Genomic DNA, 24,592 nt, shown 5'->3' with positions numbered 1-24,592 from the left:
CCAGGGAAGATTCCATGAAGAGCAGCACCACCCTTCTCGTCACTTGCAGCACGGTTTTTCTCGCGCAATTGGGCATGAGCATTTATCTGCCTGCCTTGCCGGAGATTGCCCGACATCTATCCGCCGATGCGGCCCAGGTGTCGTGGGGGCTGGCGGTGTACCTGATCGGCATGGCGCTGCCGATGCTGTTCTGGGGCAGTCTTGGCCAGCGCATCGGACGTAAACCGGTGTTGCTCGCGGCGCTCGGCATTTATGGGCTGGGCAACCTTGCCCTGCCCCTGGGCCAGACGCTGGAGTCGTTCCTGTTCTTTCGATTGCTTCAGGGCATTGGTGCCAGCGGAATTTCGGTGATGGTGCGGGTGCTGATCCGCGACAGTTTCCGTGGTGACCTGCTGGCCAAGGCGTTGTCGTGGATTTCGATTTCCTTTGTGGTGGCGTTGGGGATTGGCCAGTACCTGGGGTCAATCATTCAGGTGGCGTTGGGTTGGCCGGCGATCTTTTATCTGTTGGGTGGTGTGAGTCTGCTGATGGCGGTGATCGTGGCGCGGGTCGCGTTCCCGGTACTGACTGACGAACACCGCCCGTCATCCAGCTGGCCGAGCTACTGGCGCATCCTGCGTCATCGAGCGTTCCTGCTACCGGCCCTCGCCGGCGGCCTCGGTTACGGGGTGATCATCGCGTTCAACACGGCGGCACCATTGATTCTGCAAGGACCGTTCAACTGGACCGCCGTGGAATACGGGTTGCTGGGATGGCCAATCAGCGCTGCATATTTTCTCGGAGCACTGGGAGTCAATCGCTTCGTATTGCGCACCGGTCAGCATTGGCTGATGACGCTGGGTGTGGGCCTGGTGTTGGCTGGAAGCGGGGTGATGTTGCTGGGGAGCGTGGCGGGGACTTCGGTGGCGTTGCTTTTCTGGCTACCTTACTGCGTTGCGGTACTCGGCCAGTCGTTGAATTATCCGATCAGCCTGTCGCTGGCCAACGACGGCTCACCGGTCGGCGGCGCTTATGCGATGGCGTTGAGCGGTTTTATTCATCAACTGATGGCCGCTGTTATCGGCGGCATCGCCAGCCTGATCGCCAGTCAGCAAGCCTGGCCGTTATCGTTGTTGTGTACTTTGCTGGCCCTCGGCGCAATGCTCTGCGTGAGGTTCGCGCCGGGCCGCAAAACCACTTAGAACGCGCTGCGGAAAATCTCCTCGATCTGCCGTTGATCCGCCGCGCGCGGGTTGGTCAAGCCACAGGCGTCTTTCAAGGCATTGATGGCAAGGACCGGAATGTCGTTGAGCTTGGCGCCAAGGTCGCGCAAACCGCCGGGGATCTCCACGTCCCTGGCCAGGCTGCGAATCGCCGCGATGGCCGCCTGCGCACCCTCTTCCGGGCTGAAGCCGCGAATGTCGGCGCCCATGGCGAGGGCCACATCGGCCAGTCGATCAGCGCACACCAGCGCATTGAAGCTCTGCACATGCGGCAGCAGCACCGCGTTGCAAACACCGTGAGGCAAGTCGTAGAAACCGCCTAACTGGTGAGCCATCGCGTGCACGTAACCGAGGGACGCATTGTTGAACGCCATGCCGGCGAGGAACTGCGCATAGGCCATGTTTTCCCGGGCAGCCATGTCACTGCCATCGCGCACGGCCAGGCGCAGGTTGTTGCTGATCAGGGTGATGGCCTTCAGCGCACAGGCGTCGGTGATCGGATTGGCGGCGGTGGAGACATAGGCTTCGATGGCGTGGGTCAACGCGTCCATGCCGGTGGCGGCGGTCAGGCCCTTGGGCATCGCGACCATCAGCGCCGGGTCGTTGACCGACAGCAACGGCGTGACGTTGCGGTCGACGATGGCCATTTTTACGTGGCGCGACTCGTCGGTGATGATGCAAAAGCGGGTCATCTCGCTGGCGGTGCCGGCGGTGGTGTTGATGGCGATCAACGGCAGTTGCGGCTTTTCGGATTGATCGACGCCTTCGTAGTCGCGGATCTGCCCACCGTTGGTCGCGCACAAGGCAATGCCCTTGGCGCAGTCGTGGGGCGAACCACCGCCCAGGGACACCACGAAATCACAGCGGCTTTCCTTGAGCAGGCCCAGGCCACGCTCGACGTTGGCGATGCTCGGGTTCGGCTTGGCGCCGTCGAAGATCACCGAATCGATGTCCTGCATTGCCAGCTTCTCGGCGATCATCGCCGCCACGCCGGCCTTGGCCAGCCCGGCGTCGGTGACGATCAGCGCCTTGCGAAAACCGTACTTGCGGATGGCGTCCATGGCTTCGTCGAGGCAACCGTTGCCCATGATGTTCACGGCGGGGATGAAAAACGTGCTGCTCATGAGCGAATCTCCTGGCGGGGCCGAATCGACAGCGCCGATTCAGCGGATGTGCACAGGATCGACCGATCAGTCACGGCGCATGTTGATCTGGCTCAACCCCCGGTCGTGATAAAGTCGCCGCCCATCAGACTTTTTGCTTTTTGAGACGACCAACGCAATGACCGATTTCCAGGATGTCGATGCCCAACTTGAAGACTGGAACGCCTTGCGCACCAGCGCTTCGTTCAGCGGCCTGCTGCTGGGCAACGGCGCCAGCCGCGCGGTGTGGGACGACTTCGGCTACGACTCGCTGTTCGACAATGCGCGCACCGTCGAAGAAAAACCCCTGAGCCAATCCGAGCTGAGCGTGTTTGATGCGCTGCAGACCCGCAGTTTCGAGCAGGTCCTCAGCGCGCTGAAAATCACCAGCCGCGTCAACAAGGCCCTGGCCATCAGCTCCGCCGCGCCGCGCAATCGCTACTACGCGATCAAGGAAGCGCTGATCAACACCGTGCACGCGGTACATATCCCGTGGCGGCTGGTCGTGCCTTCGACCCTGGCGACGATCAACCAGGAACTGGGTCGTTATCGGACGGTGTTTACCACCAACTACGATCTGCTGAGTAACTGGGCGATCCAGCATCAGCCTGATGCAATCACCGACCTGTTCCACGGCAGCGAACCGAGCTTCGACTTGAGCGCCAGCGCGACCGGCAAACCGCGTTTACTTTACCTGCACGGTGGCCTGCACCTGGTGCGCAACCAGGACGGCACGGCGCGCAAATTGATGTCGACCGAAGGTACGTTGCTGGGCAGCTTTGCCATCAACAACACGATCAAGACCCTGGATGACGTGCCGTTGTTCGTCAATGAAGGGCCGGCGCAGGACAAGCTCAAGACCATTCGCAGTTCGGATTATTTGTCATTCTGTTATGACCAGTTACTGGGGCATGGCGAGGGGTTGTGCATCTTTGGGCATGCGCTGGGCGAGCAGGACAGCCACATCATTCATGCGCTGCGCCAAGCGAAACCGAAGGTGGTGGCGGTGTCGATTTATCCGCGGACCAAGGCGTTTATCCAGCATCAGAAGCGGCATTACGCGAAGGTGTTTGAGGGGACGGGGGTTGAGCTGAGGTTTTTTGATTCCAAGACCCATGCTTTGGGGAGTACGAAGCTTAGGGTTCCAGTTGAAGTCTAAGGATCGTTCCCACGCTCCGCGTGGGAATGCAGCCCGGGACGCTCCGCGTCACTGGTCGCGGAGCGTCCCTTGAGGCATTCCCACGCGGAGCGTGGGAACGATCAACAGTCAGGTCATTCTTCGCTGCTATGCACCACCACCAACAACTGCGCCTGAACCTCCCCCACTGAGCGGATCCGATGCGGTTTCTGCGCATTGAAATGCAGCGCATCCCCACGATTGAGCAGCACCCGCTCGTTCATGAAGTCCACTTCCACTTGCCCTTCGTGGACAAACAAAAACTCCTCCCCCAGGTGTTCCTTGAAGGTCTTGTCAGCGAATTCGCTCGGCGGATAAATGATGAACGGCAACAGGCTGCGCTCACTGACCTGATGGGCCAGCACCGCGTAACCGGGGCTGTGGTCGTTGGCGGCCAGGGACTGGCGTTCGTCGCTGCGCACCAGGCTGTAGCTGTCGAGGCTGATGCTGTCTTCGGAGAACAATTCCTCGACCTTCACGTTCAGCGCCTTGGCCAGTTTCAGCGCAGCGGCAATCGACGGGGTGTTCAGCCCGCGCTCGACTTTCGACAGATAACTCTTGGTCATGCCGGACTTTTCGGCCAAGGCCTCCAGGGTCACGCCAAGTTTTTTCCTGAGTAATTTCAAACGGATAGACATGTGGAGCAATTAATCCATCAAGGAATCGACGATTTGTCCTTGCCAATGACACAACGTGTCATATAGCCTCTTTAGTGTCATTTGCATTCACCCATGACCTTGCAAGTAACGAGTGAACGGCAAACCCGACGTCCATTGAACAACCCAAAGGACACCGATATGGCCAAGACCTTAGCACTACCCAAAGACCAACTGGTCAAGCAAGCGCTGATCCAGATGCAAAACACCCTGGCGGATAATACGTGGACCGACCGGCAAAAGCTGGCCCTGACCTGCCGCATCCTGTTCGAGAATGGCCACGACTCCGGCCTGGCCGGGCAAATCACCGCCCGTGGCCCGCAGCCTGGCACTTATTACACTCAGCAATTGGGCCTGGGTTTCGATGAAATCACCGCCGGCAATCTGCTGCTGGTCAACGAAGACCTGGAAGTGCTTGAAGGCCACGGCATGCCGAATCCGGCCAACCGTTTCCACAGCTGGGTGTACCGCGCCCGGCCGGACGTGAACTGCATCATTCACACGCACCCGACTCATGTGGCCGCGCTGTCGATGCTCGAAGTTCCGTTGCAGGTATCGCACATGGACCTGTGCCCGCTCTATGAAGATTGTGCGTTTCTTGAAGCCTGGCCTGGTGTACCGGTGGGCAATGAAGAAGGGGAAATCATCTCCGCCGGGCTGGGGGATAAACGGGCGATCCTGCTTTCCCACCACGGCCAATTGTCCACCGGCGCGAGCATCGAGGAAGCCTGCGTGATTGCACAATTGATCGAACGCGCGGCGAAGTTGCAGCTGCTGGCCATGAGCGCCGGGACGATCAAACCGATCCTGCCGGAACTGGGCCGCGAAGCCCATGACTGGATTTCCAAGCCGAAACGTCACGCGGCGGCGTTCAACTACTACGCTCGGCAGAACCTGCGCCAACACGCCGATTGCCTGAACTGAACCTACCCTCATTTTCAAAAGGAGCGACCCCATGTCGACCCCAAACATTCACGGCATCATCGGCTACACCATCACCCCGTTCACCGCCAATGGCGAAGGCGTGGATCTGGACGCGCTCGGGCGTTCCATCGACCGGCTGATCGACAGCGGCGTCCACGCCATCGCACCGCTGGGCAGTACCGGCGAAGGCGCTTACCTGAGCGATGCGGAGTGGGATCAGGTCAGCGAATTCAGTATCAAACATGTGGCAAAACGGGTGCCGACCGTCGTCAGCGTCTCCGACCTGACCACCGCCAAAGCAGTGCGCCGCGCGCGTTTCGCCGAAGCTCATGGTGCCGATGTGGTGATGGTGCTGCCAGCGTCCTACTGGAAACTCAGCGAAGCGGAAATCCTCGCCCACTACCGCGCCATCGGCGAGAGCATTGGCGTGCCGATCATGCTCTACAACAACCCGGCCACCAGTGGGACGGACATGTCGGTGGAGCTGATCCTGCGGATTTTCAACGCCGTCGAAAACGTCACGATGGTCAAGGAAAGCACGGGTGACATCCAGCGCATGCACAAGCTGCAATTGCTCGGCGAAGGGCAAGTGCCGTTTTATAACGGCTGCAATCCATTGGCGCTGGAAGCGTTTGCGGCCGGGGCAAAAGGCTGGTGTACGGCGGCGCCGAACCTCATCCCGCAGCTCAATCTCGATTTGTATGACGCGATGCTGGCCAACGATCTGGGCAAGGCGCGTGAGTTGTTTTATCGCCAGTTGCCGTTGCTGGATTTCATTCTCAAGGGTGGCTTGCCGGCGACGATCAAGGCCGGGTTGCGGGCGACCGGGTTGGAAGTGGGGGATCCGCGGTTGCCGGTGTTTCCACTGAGCGAGGCAGGTTGCAGCCAGTTGCAAGGGTTGTTGAAAGCCTTGCGCTGATCCTGAGTAGACCGCCGATCGTTCCCACGCTCTGCGTGGGAATGCAGCCCGGGACGCTCCGCGTCCCATTGGAACGCGGAGCGTCCCTGGAGGCATTCCCACGCGGGAGCGTGGGAACGATCGGCGGTGAACTTAGAGCACCGGCAACGTCTTGTCCTTGATCACCGTGGTCGGCCCATTGGCCTTCACACTGGCAATCCCCTTCTCCCGCGCCGCATCGCTGGAATACGCCTCACTGCTGCCAATAATCTCGTGATTACCCGCCTTGAGGTTGAAGTACGGATGACCATCCTTGGTGGTCTTTTTCTCATAGCGCTCATCCAGCGGGCTATTTTTCTGCACCGAGGTAATGCCGATGTCGGCGGCGGCGCGGCTGGTGTAGTGCTCGCTGGTCAAAATGGTTTCGGCATTGGCTGCTTTCAGCACAAACCGAAACTGCCCGCTGCTGGTTTTGCTCACTTCGTACCATCCGGACATGCTCGTTCTCCTTGGCAATTGAGAGGGTTCGCGCCAAAGAGTAAAGACCACGCCGTGGTTTCTGTCGCCTGTGCCGGCCCCTTCGCGAGCAAGCCCGCTCCCACGGGGGAACGCATCCAAGGTGGGAGCGGGCTTGCTCGCGAAGGAGTCGGCGCGGTCTGCGCTACTTCACCGCCGTGCGCACCACTGACAACTCCGGCGCAGCCACCCGCCGCTGCGACAAATACCGCATACAACTCACCCGCAAGAACGAAGCAAAATTCACCACTTCCCCGCGATAGTCCATCACCTCTTCATACAGCTTGGCGATCAACTGGTTGGTGGTCATGCCGTCGACCTCGGCGATTTCGCTGAGGATGTCCCAGAACTGGTTTTCCAGCCGCAGGGTTGTCACTACCCCGCAGATGCGCAGCGAGCGGGAGCGCGATTCGTAGAGGATCGGATCGGCTTTGACGTAGAGCTCGCACATGGAAACGTCCCTCGTTACAGCGTGATTTTGGTGCCCAGCAAGCCAAGGAAACCGGCGAGCCAGCTCGGATGGGCCGGCCAGGCTGGAGCAGTGGCCAGATTGCCTTGAACGTGGCCTTCCGTCACCGGGATATCGATGAACGTACCACCGGCCAGGCGTACTTCCGGTGCACAGGCCGGGTAGGCGCTGCATTCGCGGCCTTCGAGAATCCCCGCCGCTGCGAGCAATTGCGCGCCATGACAGACGGCGGCGATCGGCTTGCCAGCCTTGTCGAAATCTCGCACCAGTTCCAGGACTTTTTCGTTCAGGCGCAGGTACTCCGGCGCACGACCGCCCGGCACCAGCAGCGCGTCGTAGTCAGCGGCCTTCACTTTGGCAAAGTCGAAATTCAGGGCAAACAGGTGTCCGGGTTTTTCGCTGTAGGTCTGGTCGCCTTCAAAGTCATGGATCGCGGTGCGCACGGTCTGGCCGGCGCTTTTGTCCGGGCACACGGCGTGCACGGTGTGACCGACCATCAGCAGCGCCTGGAACGGCACCATCACTTCGTAGTCTTCGACGTAATCGCCGACCAGCATCAGGATTTTCTTGGCAGCCATGGGGAGGACTCCTCTGGGAATACGTGGGCGTGCAGGAGTATTCAAGGTAGTCCTTATCTGCGTGGGCAGGTAATAACCGACTACTACGCCGATCACCTGTAGGAGCTGCCGAAGGCTGCGATCTTTTGATCTTGATCCTCAGCGATTCCGGAAAAGATCAAGGTCAAGATCAAAAGATCGCAGCCTTCGGCAGCTCCTACGTTGCGAGCATTACTCGCAACTGTACGGATAACTCTGTGCCTAGCTGTAACACCGCAGCCCACGCGGTTTGTGGCTAGATGAAACCACGTCCAATCACCCTGAATCCTGGTCCCCATCATGTCCTCGCGCGAAAACACCGGCATGGCCCTCGGCCTGCTCGGCGTCGTCATCTTCAGCCTCACCCTGCCCTTCACGCGGATCGTCGTGCAGGAACTCCATCCGCTGCTCAACGGCCTGGGCCGTGCGTTGTTTGCGGCGGTGCCGGCGGCAATGCTGTTGCTGTGGCGGCGGGAGAAGTGGCCGACCTGGAAACAGGTCAAAGGCCTGACGCTGGTGATCGCAGGGGTGATCCTCGGTTTCCCGGTGCTGTCAGCTTGGGCGATGCAAACCTTACCGGCGTCCCACGGTGCGCTGGTCAATGGCCTGCAACCGCTGTGCGTGGCGCTGTACGCCGCGTGGCTGTCCCATGAACGCCCGTCGAAAGCCTTCTGGGCCTGCGCCGCGCTGGGCAGTGCGCTGGTGCTCGGTTATGCGCTGATCAGCGGCGCCGGCAGTATTCAGGCCGGTGACTTGCTGATGCTCGGGGCAATTGCCGTGGGTGGTTTGGGTTACGCCGAGGGCGGCCGATTGGCCAAGGAAATGGGCGGCTGGCAGGTGATCTGCTGGGCGCTGGTGCTGTCAACACCGTTGTTGATCGGACCGGTGGTTTATCTGGCGCTGCAACATCAGGGCGAGATCTCGGCCAAGACCTGGTGGGCGTTTGGCTATGTCTCACTGTTTTCGCAGTTCATCGGATTCTTTGCCTGGTACGCCGGGTTGGCGATGGGCGGGATTGCGCGGGTCAGCCAGATTCAGTTGTTACAGATCTTTTTCACGATTGCGTTTTCGGCGTTGTTCTTTGGCGAGCACATCGAACCGATTACCTGGCTGTTTGCGGCTGGGGTGATTGTGACGGTGATGCTCGGGCGCAAGACGTCGGTCAAGCCAGCACGAGTTGCTACAGCCTAAAAGCAAAATCAAAAGATCGCAGCCTTCGGCAGCTCCTACAGGGTGTAGGCCATCCAAATGTAAGAGCTGCCGCCGGCTGCGATCTTTTCGGCCTTAACTCAGATAACCGTCAGCCCGAAGCAGGGTTTCCAGGCAATGTTCAGTGATCTGGTAGAAATCCTTCAGCTCCTGAATTTTCACCAACAGCTGCGTCGGGTCCACCGACTCGGCGCGTTTGACCGCCAGGATCATCTTGTTCTTGTTGGTGTGGTCCAGTGAGATGAACTCGAACACCTTGGTCTCGTAGCCGCAGGCCTCAAGGAACAACGCGCGCAGACTGTCGGTGACCATTTCCGCCTGCTGGCCCAGGTGCAAACCGTATTGCAGCATCGGTTTGAGCAGCGCCGGGCTCTGGATTTGCAGGCGGATCTGTTTGTGGCAACACGGCGAGCACATGATGATCGACGCGCCGGAACGAATGCCGGTGTGGATCGCGTAGTCGGTGGCGATGTCGCAGGCATGCAGGGCGATCATCACGTCCAGCTCACTCGGCGCCACGCTGCGCACGTCGCCGCATTTGAACACCAGGCCCGGATGTTCCAGCTTCGCAGCGGCGCTGTTGCACAGGTTGACCATCTCTTCGCGCAACTCGACGCCGGTGACTTCACCTTCAGCGTCCAAGGTGTTGCGCAAATAGTCGTGGATCGCGAACGTCAGGTAACCCTTGCCCGAACCGAAATCCGCCACCCGCACCGGTTTGTCCAGCGCCAGCGGCGAGGTGGTCAGGGCATGGCTGAAGACTTCGATGAACTTGTTGATCTGCTTCCACTTGCGCGACATCGCGGGGATCAGCTCGTGCTTGCTGTTGGTCACACCCAGATCAGCCAAGAACGGCCGGTTCAGGTCGAGGAAGCGGTTTTTTTCGCGGTTGTGCTCGGCGGACGGCACTTCGCGCAATTGCTGAGGTTTGCTCTTGAACAGCGAACTCTTGCCCTTTTTGCTGTATTCGAGCTGGGCTTCGTCGGTCAGGGACAGCAAATGCGCATTTTTGAACGCCTCCGGCAGCAGTGCGGCGATAGTCGCCACACCTTCGCCCAGCGGGAAGTTTTTGGTGATGTCGCGAGTCTTGTAGCGGTAGACGAAGGACAGGCAGGGTTGATCCTTGACCGTGAGCTGCTTGATGATCAGCCGCTGCAAATCCACTTCGCTGCCGACGTACTTGGCTAGCACCAGTTTGATGAAGGCATTGTCGTCGAGGCTGGTTTGCAGCAGGTCGATGAACTGGGTGTGGTGATCCGGCGTGAGGCTGGCGGGAGTGGCGGTAGCAGACATGGGGAAAACGGCCTCGGGCGGTGCAAATCGGGAATGGCGGGTATTTTAGGGGGGATGAGGGTTTGGGACACGCGGTTATTTACCGAACGGTGCGATCTGTAGCAGCTGCCGAGCCTGCGAGGCTGCGTTCGGCTGCGCAGCAGTCGTAATTCCTGCCATCCAGGTCTGTCTGAAACACCGCGTTGTCTGGTTTTACGACTGCTGCGCAGCCGAACGCAGCCTCGCAGGCTCGACAGCTGCTACAAGCCGAACGCAGCCTCGCAGGCTCGACAGCTGCTACAAGCCGAATGCAGTCTCGCAGGCTCGACAGCTGCTACAAGCCGAACGCAGGCTCGGCAGCTGCTACAAGGAGTGGGCGCTGCCAAGACTCCGGCTGTCAACCCAACACCACCAACCGATTTGGCAATTCATTCCTCACCTGCGTCACCGGCACATGCACCTTGAGCAACTCGCCGCACGCCTCGATACACGTCACAAACCCCTGCAACGTCTGCCCCTGCTTCACCTGTTGGGTAAACGCCGCGACAATCGTGTCCCAGGTCTTGTTGTCCAGGCGCCTGGAAATCCCTTCATCCACCAGGATTTCCACGTAACGTTCGGCTTCGCAGACAAAGATCAGCATCCCGGTGCTGCCCACAGTGTGGTGCAGGTTCTGCTCCAGGAACTGCCGACGGGCCAGGTTCGAGGCGCGCCAGTGACGAACCCGGCGCGGGATCAGGTGGGTGGTGACTTTCGGAATGCGGAACACCAGGCACAGCACGATAAAACTCGCCCACTGCGCCAGCAACAAGCTGTGCATGGTCAACGCGCCGGTCAGGTAATGCACAAAACCCGGCACCACCAGCGCCAGCAGACTGGCCCAAAGCAGCGGGATGTACACGTAGTCATCGGCGCGGGCCGCCAGCACCGTGACCAGTTCGGCGTCGGTTTCGCGCTCGACCCGGGCAATCGCCTCGGCGACTTTGCGTTGTTCGTGTTCAGTCAGTAATGCCATGGTTATCAGTGCCTATTCATTATTGTTATCACCAGCCGCCCGACGAACCGCCGCCCCCGAAACTGCCCCCGCCGCCGCTGAAGCCACCGCCTCCACCGCCGCCACCACCAAATCCCCCACCGCCGAAACCGCCCCCTGAACCACCGGAGCCACCGCGACCGGCCGGCAGGATACCGAGCATCTGGCAGATGAAAATCGTCAGGATGAACAGCATCACCAGAAAGATGAACAAGCCTGGGTGCCGCGAGACGAAATCGCTCTGCTCATTGCCGCCGGAGTCATACACCGTCGAGGGCTCGTCCAGCGGACTGCCGCCCAACACCACCAGCATGGCCGCGACGCCATCGCTGATGCCCTTGCTGAAGTTGCCGGTTTTGAACGCCGGGGTGATCACCTGATTGATGATCACCGAACTCTGGGCATCAGTCAGGCGATCTTCCAGGCCATAACCGACTTCAATCCGCAGCTTGCGCTCATCGCGAGCAACGATCAGCAGCGCGCCGTTGTTCTTGTCCTTCTGGCCAATGGCCCAGGCGCGCCCGAGTTGATAACCGAAGTCGGCGATGTCGGTGCCCTGCAAATCCGGCAACGTCACCACCACCAATTGCTCGCCGGTGGCGGTTTCATGGGCCTGGAGCTGTTGGGTCAACTGCTCGCGCACCGCCGGCTCGATCATCTGCGCATCGTCCACCACCCGCCCGGTCAGCGGCGGGAACTTCAACTCGGCCTGGGCCGTGACTGCAACAACCCAGAGCAACAGCACCAGGCCGGATTTGAAGATTCCCATCAGCACCTCTTCCTTAATTGTTCACCCGGCGCACTACCAACTGCCGGAAGCCCCGCCACCGCCAAAGCTGCCACCGCCGCCCGAGAAACGGTCCGAGTCCGAATCGGAACTCGAACTGCTGCTGGAATCGTCAGAGGCGATGGAGCTGCTGCTCCAGCTCCAACTCGATTCCTGGTCAGCCTTCGGTTCCCGTCGTGGCGGACTGTCGTCAACATCGACAGGCGTGTATTTGTCAGACTCGGACGGGAAATATTCTTCCTCTTGCCACGATCTGAGAAACCCCACGATTGGAATCCCCAGAAAAACAAAAAAGAACACGAGCTTTACCCACCAGCTCCAGTCAATCGAATCCAGCCAGCTCCTTTCCACGGAACGATGGACCACCCTCGGTACGTCGGTTGGCACAAGCATTCTTACGATCGAAGTAGTCCCGGCAATGATCCCTGATGAGTACAGATCATCCTTGAAATAGGGAACGATCGATTCATTGATGATATAGCCGGCCCACATGTCATTGATCTGCGCCTCGAGTCCGTACCCTACTTCAATCCGCACCTTACGGTCATCGCGCGCCACCAACAGCAGGACGCCATTGTTCTTGTCCTTCTGCCCGATGCCCCAATGCCGGCCCAGTTGCACACCGAATTCCTCGATGCTGTAGCCACCCAGGCTCGGGACCGTGACCACCACCACTTGATCGGTCGTGGCCTGTTCCAGCTGCTTAAGCATCTGCTCAAGGTAAACCACCGCCGAAGGTGTCAATAACTGCGCTGTGTCGACCACGCGTCCGGTCAGTTTGGGAAACAGACTGTCCAAGGGAATTGCCGTCGCGGTGGCCGGTTTTGGCTCGACCTGCGAAACGGGCTGCGATTGACGCAACGCTAACCCGTCCGTGGGTGTTGGAGCCTGTTGTTGCGCCATCACGGCGCAACTGGTTACCAGCCACAGCGACAGCAGCGTGCCTCGCAGCACGCGCTGTACGCCGCCCATCAGAATTTAACTTGCGGCGCTTTATCGGCGTCCGGGCTGGTCGCTTCGAACGTCTCGCGAATCGGCAAATCGCTGTACATCACGCTGTGCCACAGGCGACCCGGGAAGGTGCGGATTTCGGTGTTGTATTTCTGCACCGCGAGGATGAAGTCGCGGCGGGCCACGGCGATGCGGTTTTCGGTGCCTTCAAGTTGCGATTGCAGGGCCAGGAAGTTCTGGTTGGCCTTGAGGTCCGGGTAGCGCTCGGACACCACCATCAAACGGCTCAGGGCACCGGTCAATTGATCCTGGGCCTGCTGGAACTGTTTGAGTTTTTCCGGGTTGTCGAGAGTGCTGGCATCGACCTGGATCGATGTGGCCTTGGCCCGGGCTTCGATCACCGCGGTCAGGGTGTCTTCTTCGTGCTTGGCGTAGCCCTTGACGGTTTCCACCAGGTTGGGGATCAGGTCGGCACGGCGCTGATACTGGTTCTGCACCTGGCCCCAGGCGGCCTTGGCCTGTTCGTCGAGGGTCGGGATGTTGTTGATGCCACAGCCGGCCAGCAGCGTGGTCAACAGCATCAGCGCTGCGACTTGCAGGCTCGAACGATAGTTGAGTCGTACATTCATGTAGGTGGTGCTCCCGTGCACAATCCGTTGAAAAACTGCCCGTAACCTTTGAACCAGGCTCTTGGGGCATAATCTGCCGCCGCCACTGGATTGCAGCGTGCCAATGGGCTAAAAGATGCCCCCAGTACAAGAAACGCTTCAGAAGTGTGCTGCATTTACCTGAACAACAATAGTCGCTCCCTAAATTTTGGCTGATCGGCGCGTATTCACTGCCGTTTAGGCCTTTGAGAAAACTATTCATGAAGAAGCTGTGTTTGCTGGGCCTGTTCGTCAGCCTGGCCAGTCATAACGTATTGGCCGCCACGAACCCCGCACCTCTAGAGAACAAGGACGCTTTCATCAGCAACCTGATGAAGCAAATGACCCTCGATGAAAAAATCGGCCAGTTGCGCCTGATCAGCATCGGCCCGGAAATGCCTCGGGAGCTGATCCGCAAGGAAATCGCGGCCGGCAACATCGGGGGCACGTTCAACTCGATCACCCGCCCGGAAAACCGTCCGATGCAGGACGCGGCCATGCGCAGCCGGTTGAAGATCCCGATGTTCTTCGCCTATGACGTGATCCACGGCCACCGGACCATTTTCCCGATCCCCATTGCCCTGGCGTCGAGCTGGGACATGGACGCCATCGGCCGCTCCGGGCGTATCGCCGCCAAGGAAGCCGCCGCCGACAGCCTCGACATCACCTTCGCGCCGATGGTCGATATCTCCCGCGACCCGCGCTGGGGCCGCACCTCTGAAGGTTTCGGTGAAGACACTTATCTGGTGTCGCGCATCGCCGGTGTGATGGTCAAGGCCTTCCAGGGCCAGGGCGCCAACGCCGCCGACAGCATCATGGCCAGCGTCAAGCATTTCGCCTTGTACGGCGCGGTCGAGGGCGGTCGCGACTACAACGTCGTCGACATGAGCCCGGTCAAGATGTACCAGGACTACCTGCCGCCGTACCGCGCCGCGATTGACGCTGGTGCTGGCGGGGTGATGGTTGCGCTGAACTCGATCAACGGCGTGCCGGCCACCGCCAACACCTGGCTGATGAACGACCTGCTGCGCAAGGACTGGGGCTTCAAGGGCCTGGCGGTCAGTGACCACGGGGCGATTTTCGAGCTGATCAAGCACGGCGTCGCGGCGGACGGTCGTGAAGCGGCAAAGCTGGCGATCAAGGCCGGCATCGACATGAGCATGAACGACACCCTCTACGGCAAAGAGCTGCCGGGGTTGTTGAAGGCTGGCGAAATCGAGCAGAAGGACATTGATAACGCGGTGCGTGAAGTGCTGGCCGCCAAGTACGACATGGGCCTGTTCAAGGACCCGTACCTGCGCATTGGCAAGGCTGAAGATGACCCGGCTGACACCTACGCCGAAAGCCGCATGCACCGCCCGGAGGCCCGTGACGTTGCACGTCGCAGCCTGGTGTTGCTGAAAAACCAGAACGACACCCTGCCCCTGAAGAAAACCGCGAAAATCGCCCTGGTCGGTCCATTGGCCAAAGCGCCCATCGACATGATGGGCAGCTGGGCCGCCGCCGGCAAGCCGGCGCAGTCGGTGACCCTGTTCGACGGCATGAACGCCGCCGTGGCCGATAAAGCGACGCTGATCTACGCCCGTGGCGCCAACATCACCAGCGACAAGAAAGTCCTCGATTACCTGAACTTCCTTAACTTCGATGCGCCGGAAGTGGTGGATGATCCGCGCTCGGCCCAAGTGCTGATCGATGAAGCCGTGAAAGCTGCCAAGGACGCGGACGTGATTGTTGCAGCAGTCGGCGAATCCCGTGGCATGTCCCACGAATCGTCGAGCCGTACCGACCTGAACATCCCGGCCAACCAACGTGATTTGATCAAAGCGTTGAAAGCCACCGGCAAACCGCTGGTGCTCGTGTTGATGAACGGCCGGCCGCTGTCGATTCTCGAAGAGAAAGACCAGGCTGACGCGATTCTGGAAACCTGGTTCAGCGGCACCGAAGGTGGCAACGCCATCGCTGACGTGCTGTTCGGCGATTACAACCCGTCGGGCAAACTGCCGATCACTTTCCCGCGTTCGGTGGGTCAGATTCCGACCTACTACAACCACCTGAGCATTGGTCGGCCGTTCACGCCGGGCAAACCGGGTAACTACACCTCGCAGTACTTCGATGACACCACCGGGCCGCTGTTTCCGTTTGGTTTCGGCTTGAGCTACACCACGTTCAGCGTGGACGACATGGCGCTGTCGTCGACCACCCTGAACAAGACCGGCAAGCTCGACGCCAGCGTCATGCTGAAAAACACCGGTAAGCGTGACGGTGAAACCGTGGTGCAGTTGTACATCCAGGACGTGACCGGCTCGATGATCCGGCCGGTCAAGGAACTGAAGAACTTCCAGAAAGTAATGCTCAAGGCCGGCGAACAGAAAGTCGTGCACTTCACCATTACCGAGGAGGACCTGAAGTTCTTCAACGCCCAGCTCAAGTACGCCGCGGAACCGGGCAAGTTCAATGTGCAGATTGGCCTGAATTCGCAGGACGTGACGCAGCAGAGCTTCGAGCTGCTCTAACCCCGCGCAGACTGATCGTTCCCACGCTCCGCGTGGGAATGCAGCCCGTGACGCTCCGCGTCAACGGACGCGGAGCGTCCCTAGAGGCATTCCCACGCAGAGCGTGGGAACGATCTGCGTACCAACTACCCCCGCCGATCCAGCAGGTTCACCACCACCCGATCCACCCAGCCCCAAACCCTCTGCTTGACCCGCCGCCACAATGGCCGGCGTTGCCATGCCTCCAGGCTGACTTCCTGGCTAAGCGCAAAGTCCTTCTCGAAACTCGCCGCCACCGCTGCCGTCAATCCAGGGTCCAGCGCTTCAAGGTTGGCTTCCAGATTGAAGCGCAAATTCCAGTGATCGAAGTTGCACGAACCGATGCTCACCCAATCGTCCACCAGCACCATTTTCAAGTGCAGGAAACATGGCTGGTATTCAAAGATTTTCACCCCGGCCTTGAGCAGTCGCGGGTAGTAGCGATGCCCGGCGTAGCGCACCGACGGGTGATCGGTGCGCGGCCCGGTCAGCAGCAGGCGCACGTCGATACCGCGCGCAGCAGCCTTGCGCAACGAGCGGCGGACTTTCCACGTTGGCAGGAAGTACGGCGTGGCCAGCCAGATGCGCTGGTGGCCGCTGTTCAAGGCGCGGAACAACGATTGCAGGATGTCGCGGTGCTGGCGGGCGTCGGCATAAGCGACCCGGCCCATGCCCTCGCCCATGGACGGCACTCGCGGCAAACGCGGCAGGCCGAAGTGCGAGGCGGGTTTCCAGGCGCGGCGGTGGCGGTTGGCGATCCATTGGCGGTCGAACAGCAACTGCCAATCGATCACCAGCGGGCCGGTGATTTCCACCATCACTTCGTGCCATTCGCTGGTGTCTTCGCCCGGCGTCCAGAATTCGTCGGTCACGCCCGTGCCGCCGACCACCGCCAGACTTTGATCGACCAACAACAACTTGCGGTGATCACGATAGAAATTACCGACCCAGCGCCGCCAGCTCAGGCGATTGTAGAAACGCAGCTCCACACCTGCCGCCATCAAGCGTTGGCGCAGATTCAGCGTGAACGCCAGGCTGCCATAGTCATCGAACAGGCAGCGCACGCGCACACCACGCTCGGCGGCCTGGACCAGCGCCTGGACCATCGCCTCCGCGCAGGCCCCCGCCTCCACCAGATACAGCTCCAGTTCGACCTGCTCTTCGGCGCGGGCAATCGCCACCAACATGCGCGGAAAGAACTGCGGACCGTCGATCAGCAGTTCAAAGCTGTTGCCTTCACGCCACGGGAATACGGCACCGGCCATGTCAGCGCGCCGTGAAAATCAGTACCGCACTCACCGGCACCGACAGACTGATGGCCGACAATCCGGCGACCTTGCGCAAACTGTCCAGCCCGGGGGCCAGGTCAAAATCTTCAGCGTTGATCACCAGCGGCTCCAAAGTCACCACTTGAAAGCGCCGATCATCGAGCCGGGTCGCCAGCAGTTCGGTGTTGTATTCGTGTTGTTTGCCGTGGAGATTGACGGTCAACGGCAAACGCAATTCCAGCTGTGCGCCGGGAGCCAGGTCGTTGATCGGGCGCAGATCGATTTGCGCGGTGATCACGGCGTCGGGGAAGGTCTGGATCTCGAACAGGTCCTTGCGCATCCGCTCGTCCCGCAGCGGGATACCGCTGTTCACCGAGTCCATCTCGACTTCCACTTGCGCCAAACCCTTGGGATCGACCTTGCCGTGTAGCACCAGGAAGCGCTGCACTTCGCTGATGTTGGCGTTTTTGGTGCTGATGAATGACAGCCGCGACGACTCGCCATCGAGATACCAATCGGCGTGGGCCGACAGCGCGGCACCGGCCAGCAGCAGGAAGGCGAGTGTTTTGGAAAGGGAGCGGTTGAGCATAGAAACCCGTGGGACAAGAAAACCTGAGCGAACCTTAACCGCCCGCGAGCCAGATGCAAACCTGTGTAGCAGCTGGCGAAGCCTGCGTTCGGCGGCGAAGCCGTCGTTAAATCAGACACCACGGTGTTTCAGGTAGGCCCAAGTGGCAGGATTGACGACGGCTTCGCCGCCGAACGCAGGCTTCGCCAGCTGCTACATCGGTTGTGGTGTTCAGGGATTCAGGCGACAGCCCTGGCGCTCGCCGATCCACTGCGCGCTATTGCTGCGCCCCAGGCCGCTGACCGTCACCCGCTTACGCGCGGTGTCATCGGTAAACCCACTCGTGGGCAACCACTGCTTCACATACCCACGGCAATACTGGGCGTCATTGTTCATCACATACCGGCACGAACAATATTCCTTGGCGGTGTAGGCGCTGATGATGTTCGGGAACGCCCACAACGCCACCCGCTCCTGCCAGATCCAGCCGAGCAGCAAAATCAGCAGTACTAGAAGAACGCTGGCGAACGGACGACGACGAACAAAACGGCTCACGGCTGCACCTTCCCGGCAAACGCCTTGAGCGCAAGCTTGAGCAATTCATTGTGCTGATACGTCCCGTCGCGATCATCGGCATAACGGACGATCACCAGGTTTTCGCTGGGGATCACGTACAGTGCCTGGCCCCAATGGCCCAACGCCGCGAAGGTGTCGACCGGCGCAGCGGGCCAAGGTTGTGCCGCGCCGTCCACCGCGCGATTGAGCCACCACTGGCCACCGGGCACGGCCTCGTCCTGATGGGCGCGATAACCGGCGAAGGGTTCGCGGTTGAAGGCGACCCAGTCCTTGGGCAGCAATTGTCGATCGCCCCAGCGACCGTCCCGTGCCATCAACAAACCGACCCGAGCCAGATCCCGGGCGGTGAGGTAGGCATAGGACGACGCGACAAACGTCCCGGTGGCGTCGGTTTCCCAGACGGCATGGCGAATGCCCAAGGGTTCGAACAATGCAGTCCATGGATAGTCTGGATAGCGGCTCGGGCCGACGATGGTTTTCAGCGCCGCCGACAGCAGGTTGCTGTCACCACTGGAGTAACGAAATGCCTGGCCGGGTGCTGCGTATTCGTCGTGCCCGGCGGTGAACGCGGCCATGTTCGCGTGACCTCGGGTGTAGAGCATGGCCACTACCGAGGATTTCAGCGGCGCGTATTCGTAGTCTTCCTGCCAGTCCAGCCCGGAGGCCCAATGCAGCAGGTCGGCCAGGGTGATTGCCGGGTGATTTTCCAGGGTCGGATAAAACTTCACCACCGGGTCTTGCAGCGTGAACAAGCCTTCGCCATAGGCCACGCCGAGGACTGTGGCCATCAGGCTTTTGCTGATCGACCAGGTCAGGTGCGGGGTGTCGGCGTGAGTCGGGCCGGCGTAGCGTTCGTAGATCAGTTGGCCGTCGCGGATCACCAGTAAGGCGTCGGTGCGGATGCCGGTGCGGGTGGTGTCATCGCGGGGCGGGAAAGCGTAGGTTTCCAGGGCTTCAAGGGCCGGGCCGGTGATGGTCGGGCCTGGCGACCATTGCTCGGCGGGCCAGTTTTCGGCGTGGGCCGTCAGGCTGAGCAGCAGCATGAAGAACAGGGACAAGCCTTTGAACATGGTGAGGGCTCGGGAGGATGGACCTGCTGAGCCTAGCGGAAATAAATGACAATCCATCGGTACGCCCCCCAGTAGGAGCTGCCGAAGGCTGCGATCTTTTGATCCTGCTTTTCAGCGATTCCGAAAAGATCAAAATCAAAAGATCGCAGCCTTCGGCAGCGCCTACGCACAGCCACTCAAATCGCCGCCAATGCCTTGGCCAACCGCTTCCCGCGCGCGCCCGACGCCAACTCCATCACCGCTTGATCGCGCTGCCACATCGCCGCCCACAACGGCGGCCCTTCTGCCAAGGCCTGATTCACCTCAGCCTTGAGCCCATCAAACTGCGCAAACAACCCACCGAGCAACACGTGCCCAGCCGGATTGCCCGGTGCCTGCCGACTGGCCTCCGCACACCCGGCCAATAGCGCCAGCAACCTCAGTTGCAGGGTTTGCGGCCAGTCGCTGTCCTGTCCGACGCCGTACAACCAGGCGCTCATGGCGCTCAGCACATAGATGTCTTCCAGGGTGCGGAACGGTTTGACGTAAGCGTCCCAGCCATCCCCGGCCAGCAATTCGCAAAAGGCGTTGTCGAGAAACACCCGACTGTGACTGATGTCCGGCATCAATGGGAGGGCCGGGAGTTTTTCCAGGCGCACGCCCGGCTCGCCTGGGTACACCACTGCCAGGCTCAGCCGCGGGTTTTCGCCGGGCTCTTCGCTACGGGCGGCGATCAGCAGCCAATCGGCGGCGTCGCCGGCGGTGACAAAATCCTTGCGCCCGTTCAAGCGCAAATCCTTGAGATGGGTCTGCATGTCGGCCGGGCGCAGGCTGCGTTGTTCGGTCGCGCACAAGGCGCCGAGGCTCTGCGGCGCACTCGGCCACAGCACGCGCAACGCTGCTTGATAGCCCACTAAAAATGCCAGCCCCGGCGTCGCCATCAAACGTGCGCCGGCTACCGCCAGTTCGAACGGCGTGACGGTGCCCAACTGATGCAACAACGTCGCAAAGCCTTCGGCTAGGTCAGCGTTGGCGGGCAAGCGTTCGCGGCGGTTCAACAGGGTTTGCCAGGGCATAAGAGGCTCCTTGTGGGCTGTCATATAAGCATCACCAAAGCTTCATGGCGATGACACCGGGGCTACATAGCCTGACTTTGCACAACACGGCTGCATAAAGAAAGTCGATCGGCTGCAACCCACGACGGGTGAACGGCCCGTACGGAGATTCGCAATGACTCAGATCGCCCGCATCAGCGACACCGGCAATGAACGCCGCCTGCAAGCCGAACGCCTGATCGGCAGCGAGGCTTTGCAGGAAGCCCAGGCCTTGCGCTTCAACGTGTTCAGCGGCGAATTCAACGCCAAGCTGAAAGGCGCGGAACGCGGTCTGGACATGGATGACTATGATGTTCACTGCGCCCACATCGGCGTGCGTGACTTGAACACCGGCCGCTTGGTGGCAACCACTCGTTTGCTCGACCACACCGCCGCCAGCAGCTTGGGCAAGTTCTACAGCGAAGAAGAATTCAGCTTGCACGGTCTGGTGCACCTCAAAGGCCCGATCCTCGAAATCGGCCGCACCTGCGTCGACCCGGCCTACCGCAACGGCGGCACTATCGCGGTGCTCTGGGGGGAACTGGCCGAAGTCCTCAACCAGGGCGGCTACAGCTATTTGATGGGCTGCGCGAGCATTCCGATGCAGGACGGCGGGATTCAGGCCCACGCGATCATGCAGCGCCTGCGCGAACGCTACCTGTGCACCGAACACCTGCGGGCCGAGCCGAAAAAGCCATTGCCAACGCTGGATATCCCTTCGAACGTGATCGCCGAAATGCCACCGCTGCTCAAGGCTTACATGCGCCTGGGCGCGAAGATCTGCGGCGAACCGTGCTGGGATGAAGACTTCCAGGTCGCCGACGTGTTCATCCTGCTCAAGCGCGACGAACTCTGCCCGCGCTACGCCAAGCACTTCAAGGCGGCCATGTGATGAGCCGCCTGCGGGTGTACGCGCGAGTGGCGCGAGTGCTGTTCGTGGTGGCGCTTGGGCTGACCATGGCCAGCGTGTTCGGGTTGTTCGAACGCGCCGGAATCGCCCATTCGATGGTTCGTCGTCAGCGCTGGTCGCGGTTTTTCATGGCACGGTTGAGCAATGCCCTGCCCTTTCGCGTGACGGTTCATGGTGAACTGCCGAAGACGCCGATGCTCTGGGTCAGCAACCACGTGTCCTGGACCGACATTCCGTTGCTGGGCATGATCACGCCGCTGTCGTTTCTGTCCAAGGCTGAAGTGCGCACTTGGCCGGTCGCCGGCTGGTTGGCGGCGAAGGCTGGCAGTCTGTTTATCCGCCGTGGCTCGGGCGACAGCCAGTTGATCCGTAAGCAGATGACCCGTCATTTGGAGCAACAGCATCCGCTGCTGATGTTCCCGGAAGGCACCACCACCGATGGCCGTTCGTTGCGCACGTTTCACGGGCGCCTGCTGTCAGCGGCGATTGATGCCGAAGTCGCGATGCAGCCGGTGGCGATTCGTTATCTGCGTGATGGGGAAATCGATTCGCTGGCGCCGTTTATTGGCGATGATGATTTGCTCTCGCACTTGATGCGCTTGTTTGCCAATGATCAGGGCGAGGTGGAAATTCACGTGCTCAAGCCGATTGCTTGCGAAGGTCGCGAGCGTGCGGCGCTGGCGTTCGAGGCGCAGCAGGCGGTGCAGAGGGCGTTGTTTGGTGAAGTGGCGAAACCTGCCGAACCGCGGCGTGTCGGTGAACTCATCGCCGCCTGAAAACAAAAAATCGCAGCCTTCGGCAGCTCCTACATTGGGATGGTGTACACCCTGTAGGAGCTGCCGAACGCTGCGATCTTTTGATTTTGGCTACATCCGCTGCTGCGCGAAATCCTGGAGTTGCGGATAGAACAACCGAAAGTCATCACTCAACGGCTCATACAACACCCGCAATTCCTGCATCGCCCCGGCCAGCTCCTCAGGCTTGGTCAACCGTCGGGAAATCCCTCGCAGTACCTGCGCCAGCACCTCGAAATCCTCGTAAGACCCCAACCAGTCATTGGCCACCATGTGCGGCGCGATTTGCGCCAGGCGTTCCGGGAGTTGCGGTTCGCTGGACAGCACCCGGTACACGTCCGAGGTGAACCGATCCAGTGGCTGATCCGAGTAGAGCGTCCAGTCCCGTGCCAGGCAATGGTCGAAAAACACGTCGAGAACGATTCCGGCATAACGCCGGCGGGTGATGGAAAACCGCGACAAGGCGACATCCACCAACGGATGGCGATCGGTAAACACGTCGATGCTGCGATGCAGCTGGATGGCGGCTTCGATTTCCGGGTCGAACTGCCCTTGCAGGCGTCCTTTGACGAAATCGCCATACAGGCTGCCGAGCCATTGACCGGGGCGCTGGCCGCCGAGGTGCAGATGTGCGAGATAATTCATGGGCGCAGCTTAGCACTGCGCATTCACATCGTTACACCCAGCGTATCGTTATAACTCGATATACCGATTTACACGGTCATCAGATCGAAATCATATTGGTATATCGCGATTCAACGATTTAAAGTTCGCCCCATCGCGATATAGCGTTTTACTCATTACGAGCCCACACCATGACCCTTGACCTCGACGAAATAATAAAAGCCCTGGCACACCCAGTACGCCGAGACATCCTCACCTGGCTGAAAGACCCCAAGGTCCAGTTTCCGGAACAGATTCACAACCACGAATACGGCATTTGCGCCGGGCAGATCGATCAACGCTGCGGCCTGTCGCAGTCGACGGTGTCCGCGCATTTGGCAACGTTGCAACGTGCGGGTCTGATCAGCAGCCAGAAAGCCGGTCAATGGCACTTCTTCAAACGCAACGAGGACGTGATTCAAGCGGCCCTCGACGCCATCGTCAAAGAGCTCAGTGCTCCGACAAGGAATTAATCAATGCCCCTCTCGCTACTCATTCTGGCCCTGAGCGCCTTCGCCATCGGCACCACCGAGTTCGTCATCATGGGCTTGCTGCCCGATGTGGCGGCGGACCTCGGTGTATCGATCCCGGGCGCCGGCTGGCTGGTGACCGGTTACGCCCTGGGCGTGGCCATCGGTGCGCCGTTCATGGCACTGGCCACCGCCCGACTGCCGCGCAAGGCCGCTTTGGTAGCGTTGATGGGGATTTTTATCGTCGGCAACCTGCTCTGCGCCATGGCCAGTGACTACAACGTGCTGATGTTTGCCCGCGTGGTCACCGCCCTGTGCCACGGTGCGTTCTTCGGTATCGGTTCGGTGGTCGCCGCCGGCCTGGTGCCGGCCAATAAACGCGCTTCGGCCGTGGCTTTGATGTTTACCGGTTTGACCCTGGCCAACGTCCTCGGCGTACCGTTGGGCACTGCGCTCGGTCAGGAAGCCGGCTGGCGTTCGACCTTCTGGGCAGTGACAGTGATCGGTGTGATTGCACTGATCGGCCTGATCCGCTTCCTGCCGGCCAAGCGCGATGAAGAGAAACTCGACATGCGCGCCGAACTACGGGCCCTCAAAGGCGCCGGGATCTGGCTGTCGCTGAGCATGACCGCGTTGTTTGCCGCGTCGATGTTCACCCTCTTCACCTACGTCGCCCCGCTGCTCGGCGATGTCACCGGCGTCTCACCCAAAGGCGTGACCTGGACCCTGCTACTGATCGGCCTCGGTCTGACCGTCGGCAACATCATCGGCGGCAAGCTGGCGGACAAACGCCTGGCGGCCACGCTGATCGGTGTCTTCATCTCGATGGCCGTGATTTCGACCGTCCTGACCTGGACCAGCGTCGCGCTGATCCCGACCGAAATCACCCTGTTCCTTTGGGCCGCCGCGTCGTTTGCCGCCGTCCCTGCGCTGCAAATCAACGTGGTGACCTTCGGCAAAGCGGCACCGAACCTGGTGTCGACCCTGAACATCGGCGCCTTCAACGTCGGCAACGCACTCGGTGCCTGGGTCGGCGGCAGCGTCATTGCCCACGGCTTCGGCCTGACCAGCGTGCCACTCGCGGCCGCCGCACTGGCGGTACTCGCCCTGCTGGTGACCCTGATTACTTTCCGTCAGAGCGGTAATCCCGAACTGGCCCCTGCTACCAACTAACACCTCACGAGGGTTGT

General features: G+C 60.4%; 26 protein-coding genes. 10 read left to right on the top strand and 16 right to left on the bottom strand.

The annotated features are described in order from the left end of the window. Nucleotides 1–14: 14 nt before the first annotated feature. Nucleotides 15–1,181 carry an MFS transporter gene (locus ACA071_RS06765; RefSeq protein WP_497643668.1) on the top strand — a complete coding sequence of 389 codons (1,167 nt, stop codon included), beginning with the start codon at nt 15–17 and terminating at the stop codon, nt 1,179–1,181. Here ACA071_RS06765 and yiaY read toward each other — a convergent pair. Further along, nucleotides 1,178–2,326, bottom strand: coding sequence for an L-threonine dehydrogenase (gene yiaY / locus ACA071_RS06760; RefSeq protein WP_497643667.1), 1,149 nt, complete (start codon nt 2,324–2,326; stop codon nt 1,178–1,180). The genes ACA071_RS06765 and yiaY overlap by 4 nt on opposite strands. A 157-nt stretch (nt 2,327–2,483) precedes the next feature. Here yiaY and ACA071_RS06755 point away from each other — a divergent pair, with 157 nt between their 5' ends. After that, the gene (locus ACA071_RS06755; protein ID WP_497643666.1) at nt 2,484–3,503 is read left to right on the top strand and encodes a DUF4917 family protein; all 1,020 of its coding nucleotides are present in this window, start codon (nt 2,484–2,486) and stop codon (nt 3,501–3,503) included. 113 nt (nt 3,504–3,616) lie between these two features. On the opposite strand, the gene ACA071_RS06750 is transcribed toward ACA071_RS06755, so the two are convergent. Then, entirely contained in the window at nt 3,617–4,159 is a 543-nt protein-coding gene (locus ACA071_RS06750) for a helix-turn-helix domain-containing protein (RefSeq protein WP_497643665.1), read from the bottom strand. A gap of 159 nt (nt 4,160–4,318) precedes the next feature. Here ACA071_RS06750 and ACA071_RS06745 point away from each other — a divergent pair, with 159 nt between their 5' ends. Together ACA071_RS06745 and ACA071_RS06740 are read left to right on the top strand one after the other, a co-directional pair. Further along, a complete protein-coding gene (locus ACA071_RS06745; RefSeq protein ID WP_497643664.1) occupies nt 4,319–5,101 on the top strand; it encodes an aldolase in 783 nt (260 codons plus the stop codon). 31 nt (nt 5,102–5,132) lie between these two features. Beyond that, on the top strand, nt 5,133–6,020 hold the full coding sequence (locus ACA071_RS06740) for a dihydrodipicolinate synthase family protein (RefSeq protein ID WP_497643663.1): 888 nt from the start codon (nt 5,133–5,135) through the stop codon (nt 6,018–6,020). 132 nt (nt 6,021–6,152) lie between these two features. Here ACA071_RS06740 and ACA071_RS06735 read toward each other — a convergent pair whose 3' ends face one another. The 3 genes from ACA071_RS06735 to ACA071_RS06725 form a co-directional block, all read right to left on the bottom strand. Then, the gene (locus tag ACA071_RS06735) at nt 6,153–6,497 is read right to left on the bottom strand and encodes a YegP family protein (protein WP_497643662.1); all 345 of its coding nucleotides are present in this window, start codon (nt 6,495–6,497) and stop codon (nt 6,153–6,155) included. A 163-nt stretch (nt 6,498–6,660) separates the two neighbouring features. Then, nucleotides 6,661–6,966, bottom strand: coding sequence for a ribbon-helix-helix domain-containing protein (locus ACA071_RS06730; RefSeq protein ID WP_201195320.1), 306 nt, complete (start codon nt 6,964–6,966; stop codon nt 6,661–6,663). Between the two features lie 14 nt (nt 6,967–6,980). Then, nucleotides 6,981–7,562 (bottom strand): DJ-1/PfpI family protein, encoded by a 582-nt coding sequence (locus ACA071_RS06725; RefSeq protein WP_054046826.1) that lies wholly within the window; start codon nt 7,560–7,562, stop codon nt 6,981–6,983. A 318-nt stretch (nt 7,563–7,880) separates the two neighbouring features. On the opposite strand from ACA071_RS06725, the gene ACA071_RS06720 reads away from it, so the two are divergent. Beyond that, the gene (locus ACA071_RS06720) at nt 7,881–8,771 is read left to right on the top strand and encodes a DMT family transporter (RefSeq protein ID WP_497643661.1); all 891 of its coding nucleotides are present in this window, start codon (nt 7,881–7,883) and stop codon (nt 8,769–8,771) included. Nucleotides 8,772–8,864: 93 nt separating this feature from the next. Here the strand turns inward: ACA071_RS06720 and ACA071_RS06715 are convergent, their stop codons facing one another. From ACA071_RS06715 to ACA071_RS06695, 5 genes are all read right to left on the bottom strand, one after another. Then, nucleotides 8,865–10,082: a class I SAM-dependent methyltransferase gene (locus ACA071_RS06715; protein ID WP_497643660.1), complete on the bottom strand. Its 1,218-nt coding sequence runs from the start codon at nt 10,080–10,082 to the stop codon at nt 8,865–8,867. 376 nt (nt 10,083–10,458) lie between these two features. Then, nucleotides 10,459–11,076, bottom strand: coding sequence for a TPM domain-containing protein (locus ACA071_RS06710; protein ID WP_497643659.1), 618 nt, complete (start codon nt 11,074–11,076; stop codon nt 10,459–10,461). Nucleotides 11,077–11,104: 28 nt separating this feature from the next. Next, nucleotides 11,105–11,863: a TPM domain-containing protein gene (locus ACA071_RS06705; protein WP_497643658.1), complete on the bottom strand. Its 759-nt coding sequence runs from the start codon at nt 11,861–11,863 to the stop codon at nt 11,105–11,107. 33 nt (nt 11,864–11,896) lie between these two features. Then, nucleotides 11,897–12,853 carry a TPM domain-containing protein gene (locus ACA071_RS06700; RefSeq protein ID WP_497643657.1) on the bottom strand — a complete coding sequence of 319 codons (957 nt, stop codon included), beginning with the start codon at nt 12,851–12,853 and terminating at the stop codon, nt 11,897–11,899. Continuing rightward, the gene (locus ACA071_RS06695; RefSeq protein WP_497643656.1) at nt 12,853–13,461 is read right to left on the bottom strand and encodes a LemA family protein; all 609 of its coding nucleotides are present in this window, start codon (nt 13,459–13,461) and stop codon (nt 12,853–12,855) included. Before ACA071_RS06695 ends, ACA071_RS06700 begins: the two co-directional genes overlap by 1 nt. Nucleotides 13,462–13,700: 239 nt before the next feature. Here ACA071_RS06695 and bglX point away from each other — a divergent pair, with 239 nt between their 5' ends. Further along, nucleotides 13,701–15,992 (top strand): beta-glucosidase BglX, encoded by a 2,292-nt coding sequence (gene bglX / locus ACA071_RS06690; protein ID WP_497643655.1) that lies wholly within the window; start codon nt 13,701–13,703, stop codon nt 15,990–15,992. A 125-nt stretch (nt 15,993–16,117) separates the two neighbouring features. Here the strand turns inward: bglX and ACA071_RS06685 are convergent, their stop codons facing one another. The 5 genes from ACA071_RS06685 to ACA071_RS06665 form a co-directional block, all read right to left on the bottom strand. Beyond that, entirely contained in the window at nt 16,118–17,275 is a 1,158-nt protein-coding gene (locus ACA071_RS06685) for a phospholipase D-like domain-containing protein (RefSeq protein WP_497643654.1), read from the bottom strand. 1 nt (nt 17,276) lies between these two features. After that, nucleotides 17,277–17,867 (bottom strand): YceI family protein, encoded by a 591-nt coding sequence (locus ACA071_RS06680; RefSeq protein WP_497643653.1) that lies wholly within the window; start codon nt 17,865–17,867, stop codon nt 17,277–17,279. Nucleotides 17,868–18,077: 210 nt separating this feature from the next. After that, the gene (locus ACA071_RS06675) at nt 18,078–18,401 is read right to left on the bottom strand and encodes an amidase (protein WP_497643652.1); all 324 of its coding nucleotides are present in this window, start codon (nt 18,399–18,401) and stop codon (nt 18,078–18,080) included. Continuing rightward, nucleotides 18,398–19,492: a serine hydrolase domain-containing protein gene (locus ACA071_RS06670; RefSeq protein ID WP_497643651.1), complete on the bottom strand. Its 1,095-nt coding sequence runs from the start codon at nt 19,490–19,492 to the stop codon at nt 18,398–18,400. The genes ACA071_RS06675 and ACA071_RS06670 overlap by 4 nt, the downstream gene beginning before the upstream one ends. Before the next feature lie 176 nt (nt 19,493–19,668). Further along, entirely contained in the window at nt 19,669–20,547 is an 879-nt protein-coding gene (locus ACA071_RS06665) for an acyl-CoA dehydrogenase middle domain-containing protein (RefSeq protein ID WP_497643650.1), read from the bottom strand. Between the two features lie 154 nt (nt 20,548–20,701). On the opposite strand from ACA071_RS06665, the gene olsB reads away from it, so the two are divergent. After that, nucleotides 20,702–21,457, top strand: coding sequence for an L-ornithine N(alpha)-acyltransferase (gene olsB / locus ACA071_RS06660; protein ID WP_213937402.1), 756 nt, complete (start codon nt 20,702–20,704; stop codon nt 21,455–21,457). Beyond that, nucleotides 21,457–22,251 (top strand): lysophospholipid acyltransferase family protein, encoded by a 795-nt coding sequence (locus ACA071_RS06655; RefSeq protein ID WP_497643649.1) that lies wholly within the window; start codon nt 21,457–21,459, stop codon nt 22,249–22,251. The genes olsB and ACA071_RS06655 overlap by 1 nt, the downstream gene beginning before the upstream one ends. Before the next feature lie 90 nt (nt 22,252–22,341). On the opposite strand, the gene ACA071_RS06650 is transcribed toward ACA071_RS06655, so the two are convergent. After that, a complete protein-coding gene (locus ACA071_RS06650; RefSeq protein WP_497643648.1) occupies nt 22,342–22,914 on the bottom strand; it encodes an acyl carrier protein phosphodiesterase in 573 nt (190 codons plus the stop codon). A gap of 170 nt (nt 22,915–23,084) precedes the next feature. On the opposite strand from ACA071_RS06650, the gene ACA071_RS06645 reads away from it, so the two are divergent. Together ACA071_RS06645 and ACA071_RS06640 are read left to right on the top strand one after the other, a co-directional pair. Further along, nucleotides 23,085–23,405 carry an ArsR/SmtB family transcription factor gene (locus ACA071_RS06645; protein WP_497643647.1) on the top strand — a complete coding sequence of 107 codons (321 nt, stop codon included), beginning with the start codon at nt 23,085–23,087 and terminating at the stop codon, nt 23,403–23,405. A gap of 3 nt (nt 23,406–23,408) precedes the next feature. Further along, the gene (locus tag ACA071_RS06640) at nt 23,409–24,575 is read left to right on the top strand and encodes an MFS transporter (protein WP_497643646.1); all 1,167 of its coding nucleotides are present in this window, start codon (nt 23,409–23,411) and stop codon (nt 24,573–24,575) included. Nucleotides 24,576–24,592: the final 17 nt, after the last annotated feature.

It is taken from the genome of Pseudomonas sp. LBUM1646, from assembly GCF_059716165.1.
Note: the sequence above shows the minus strand (reverse complement) of the source record. Positions and strands in the feature narration are given on the sequence as shown.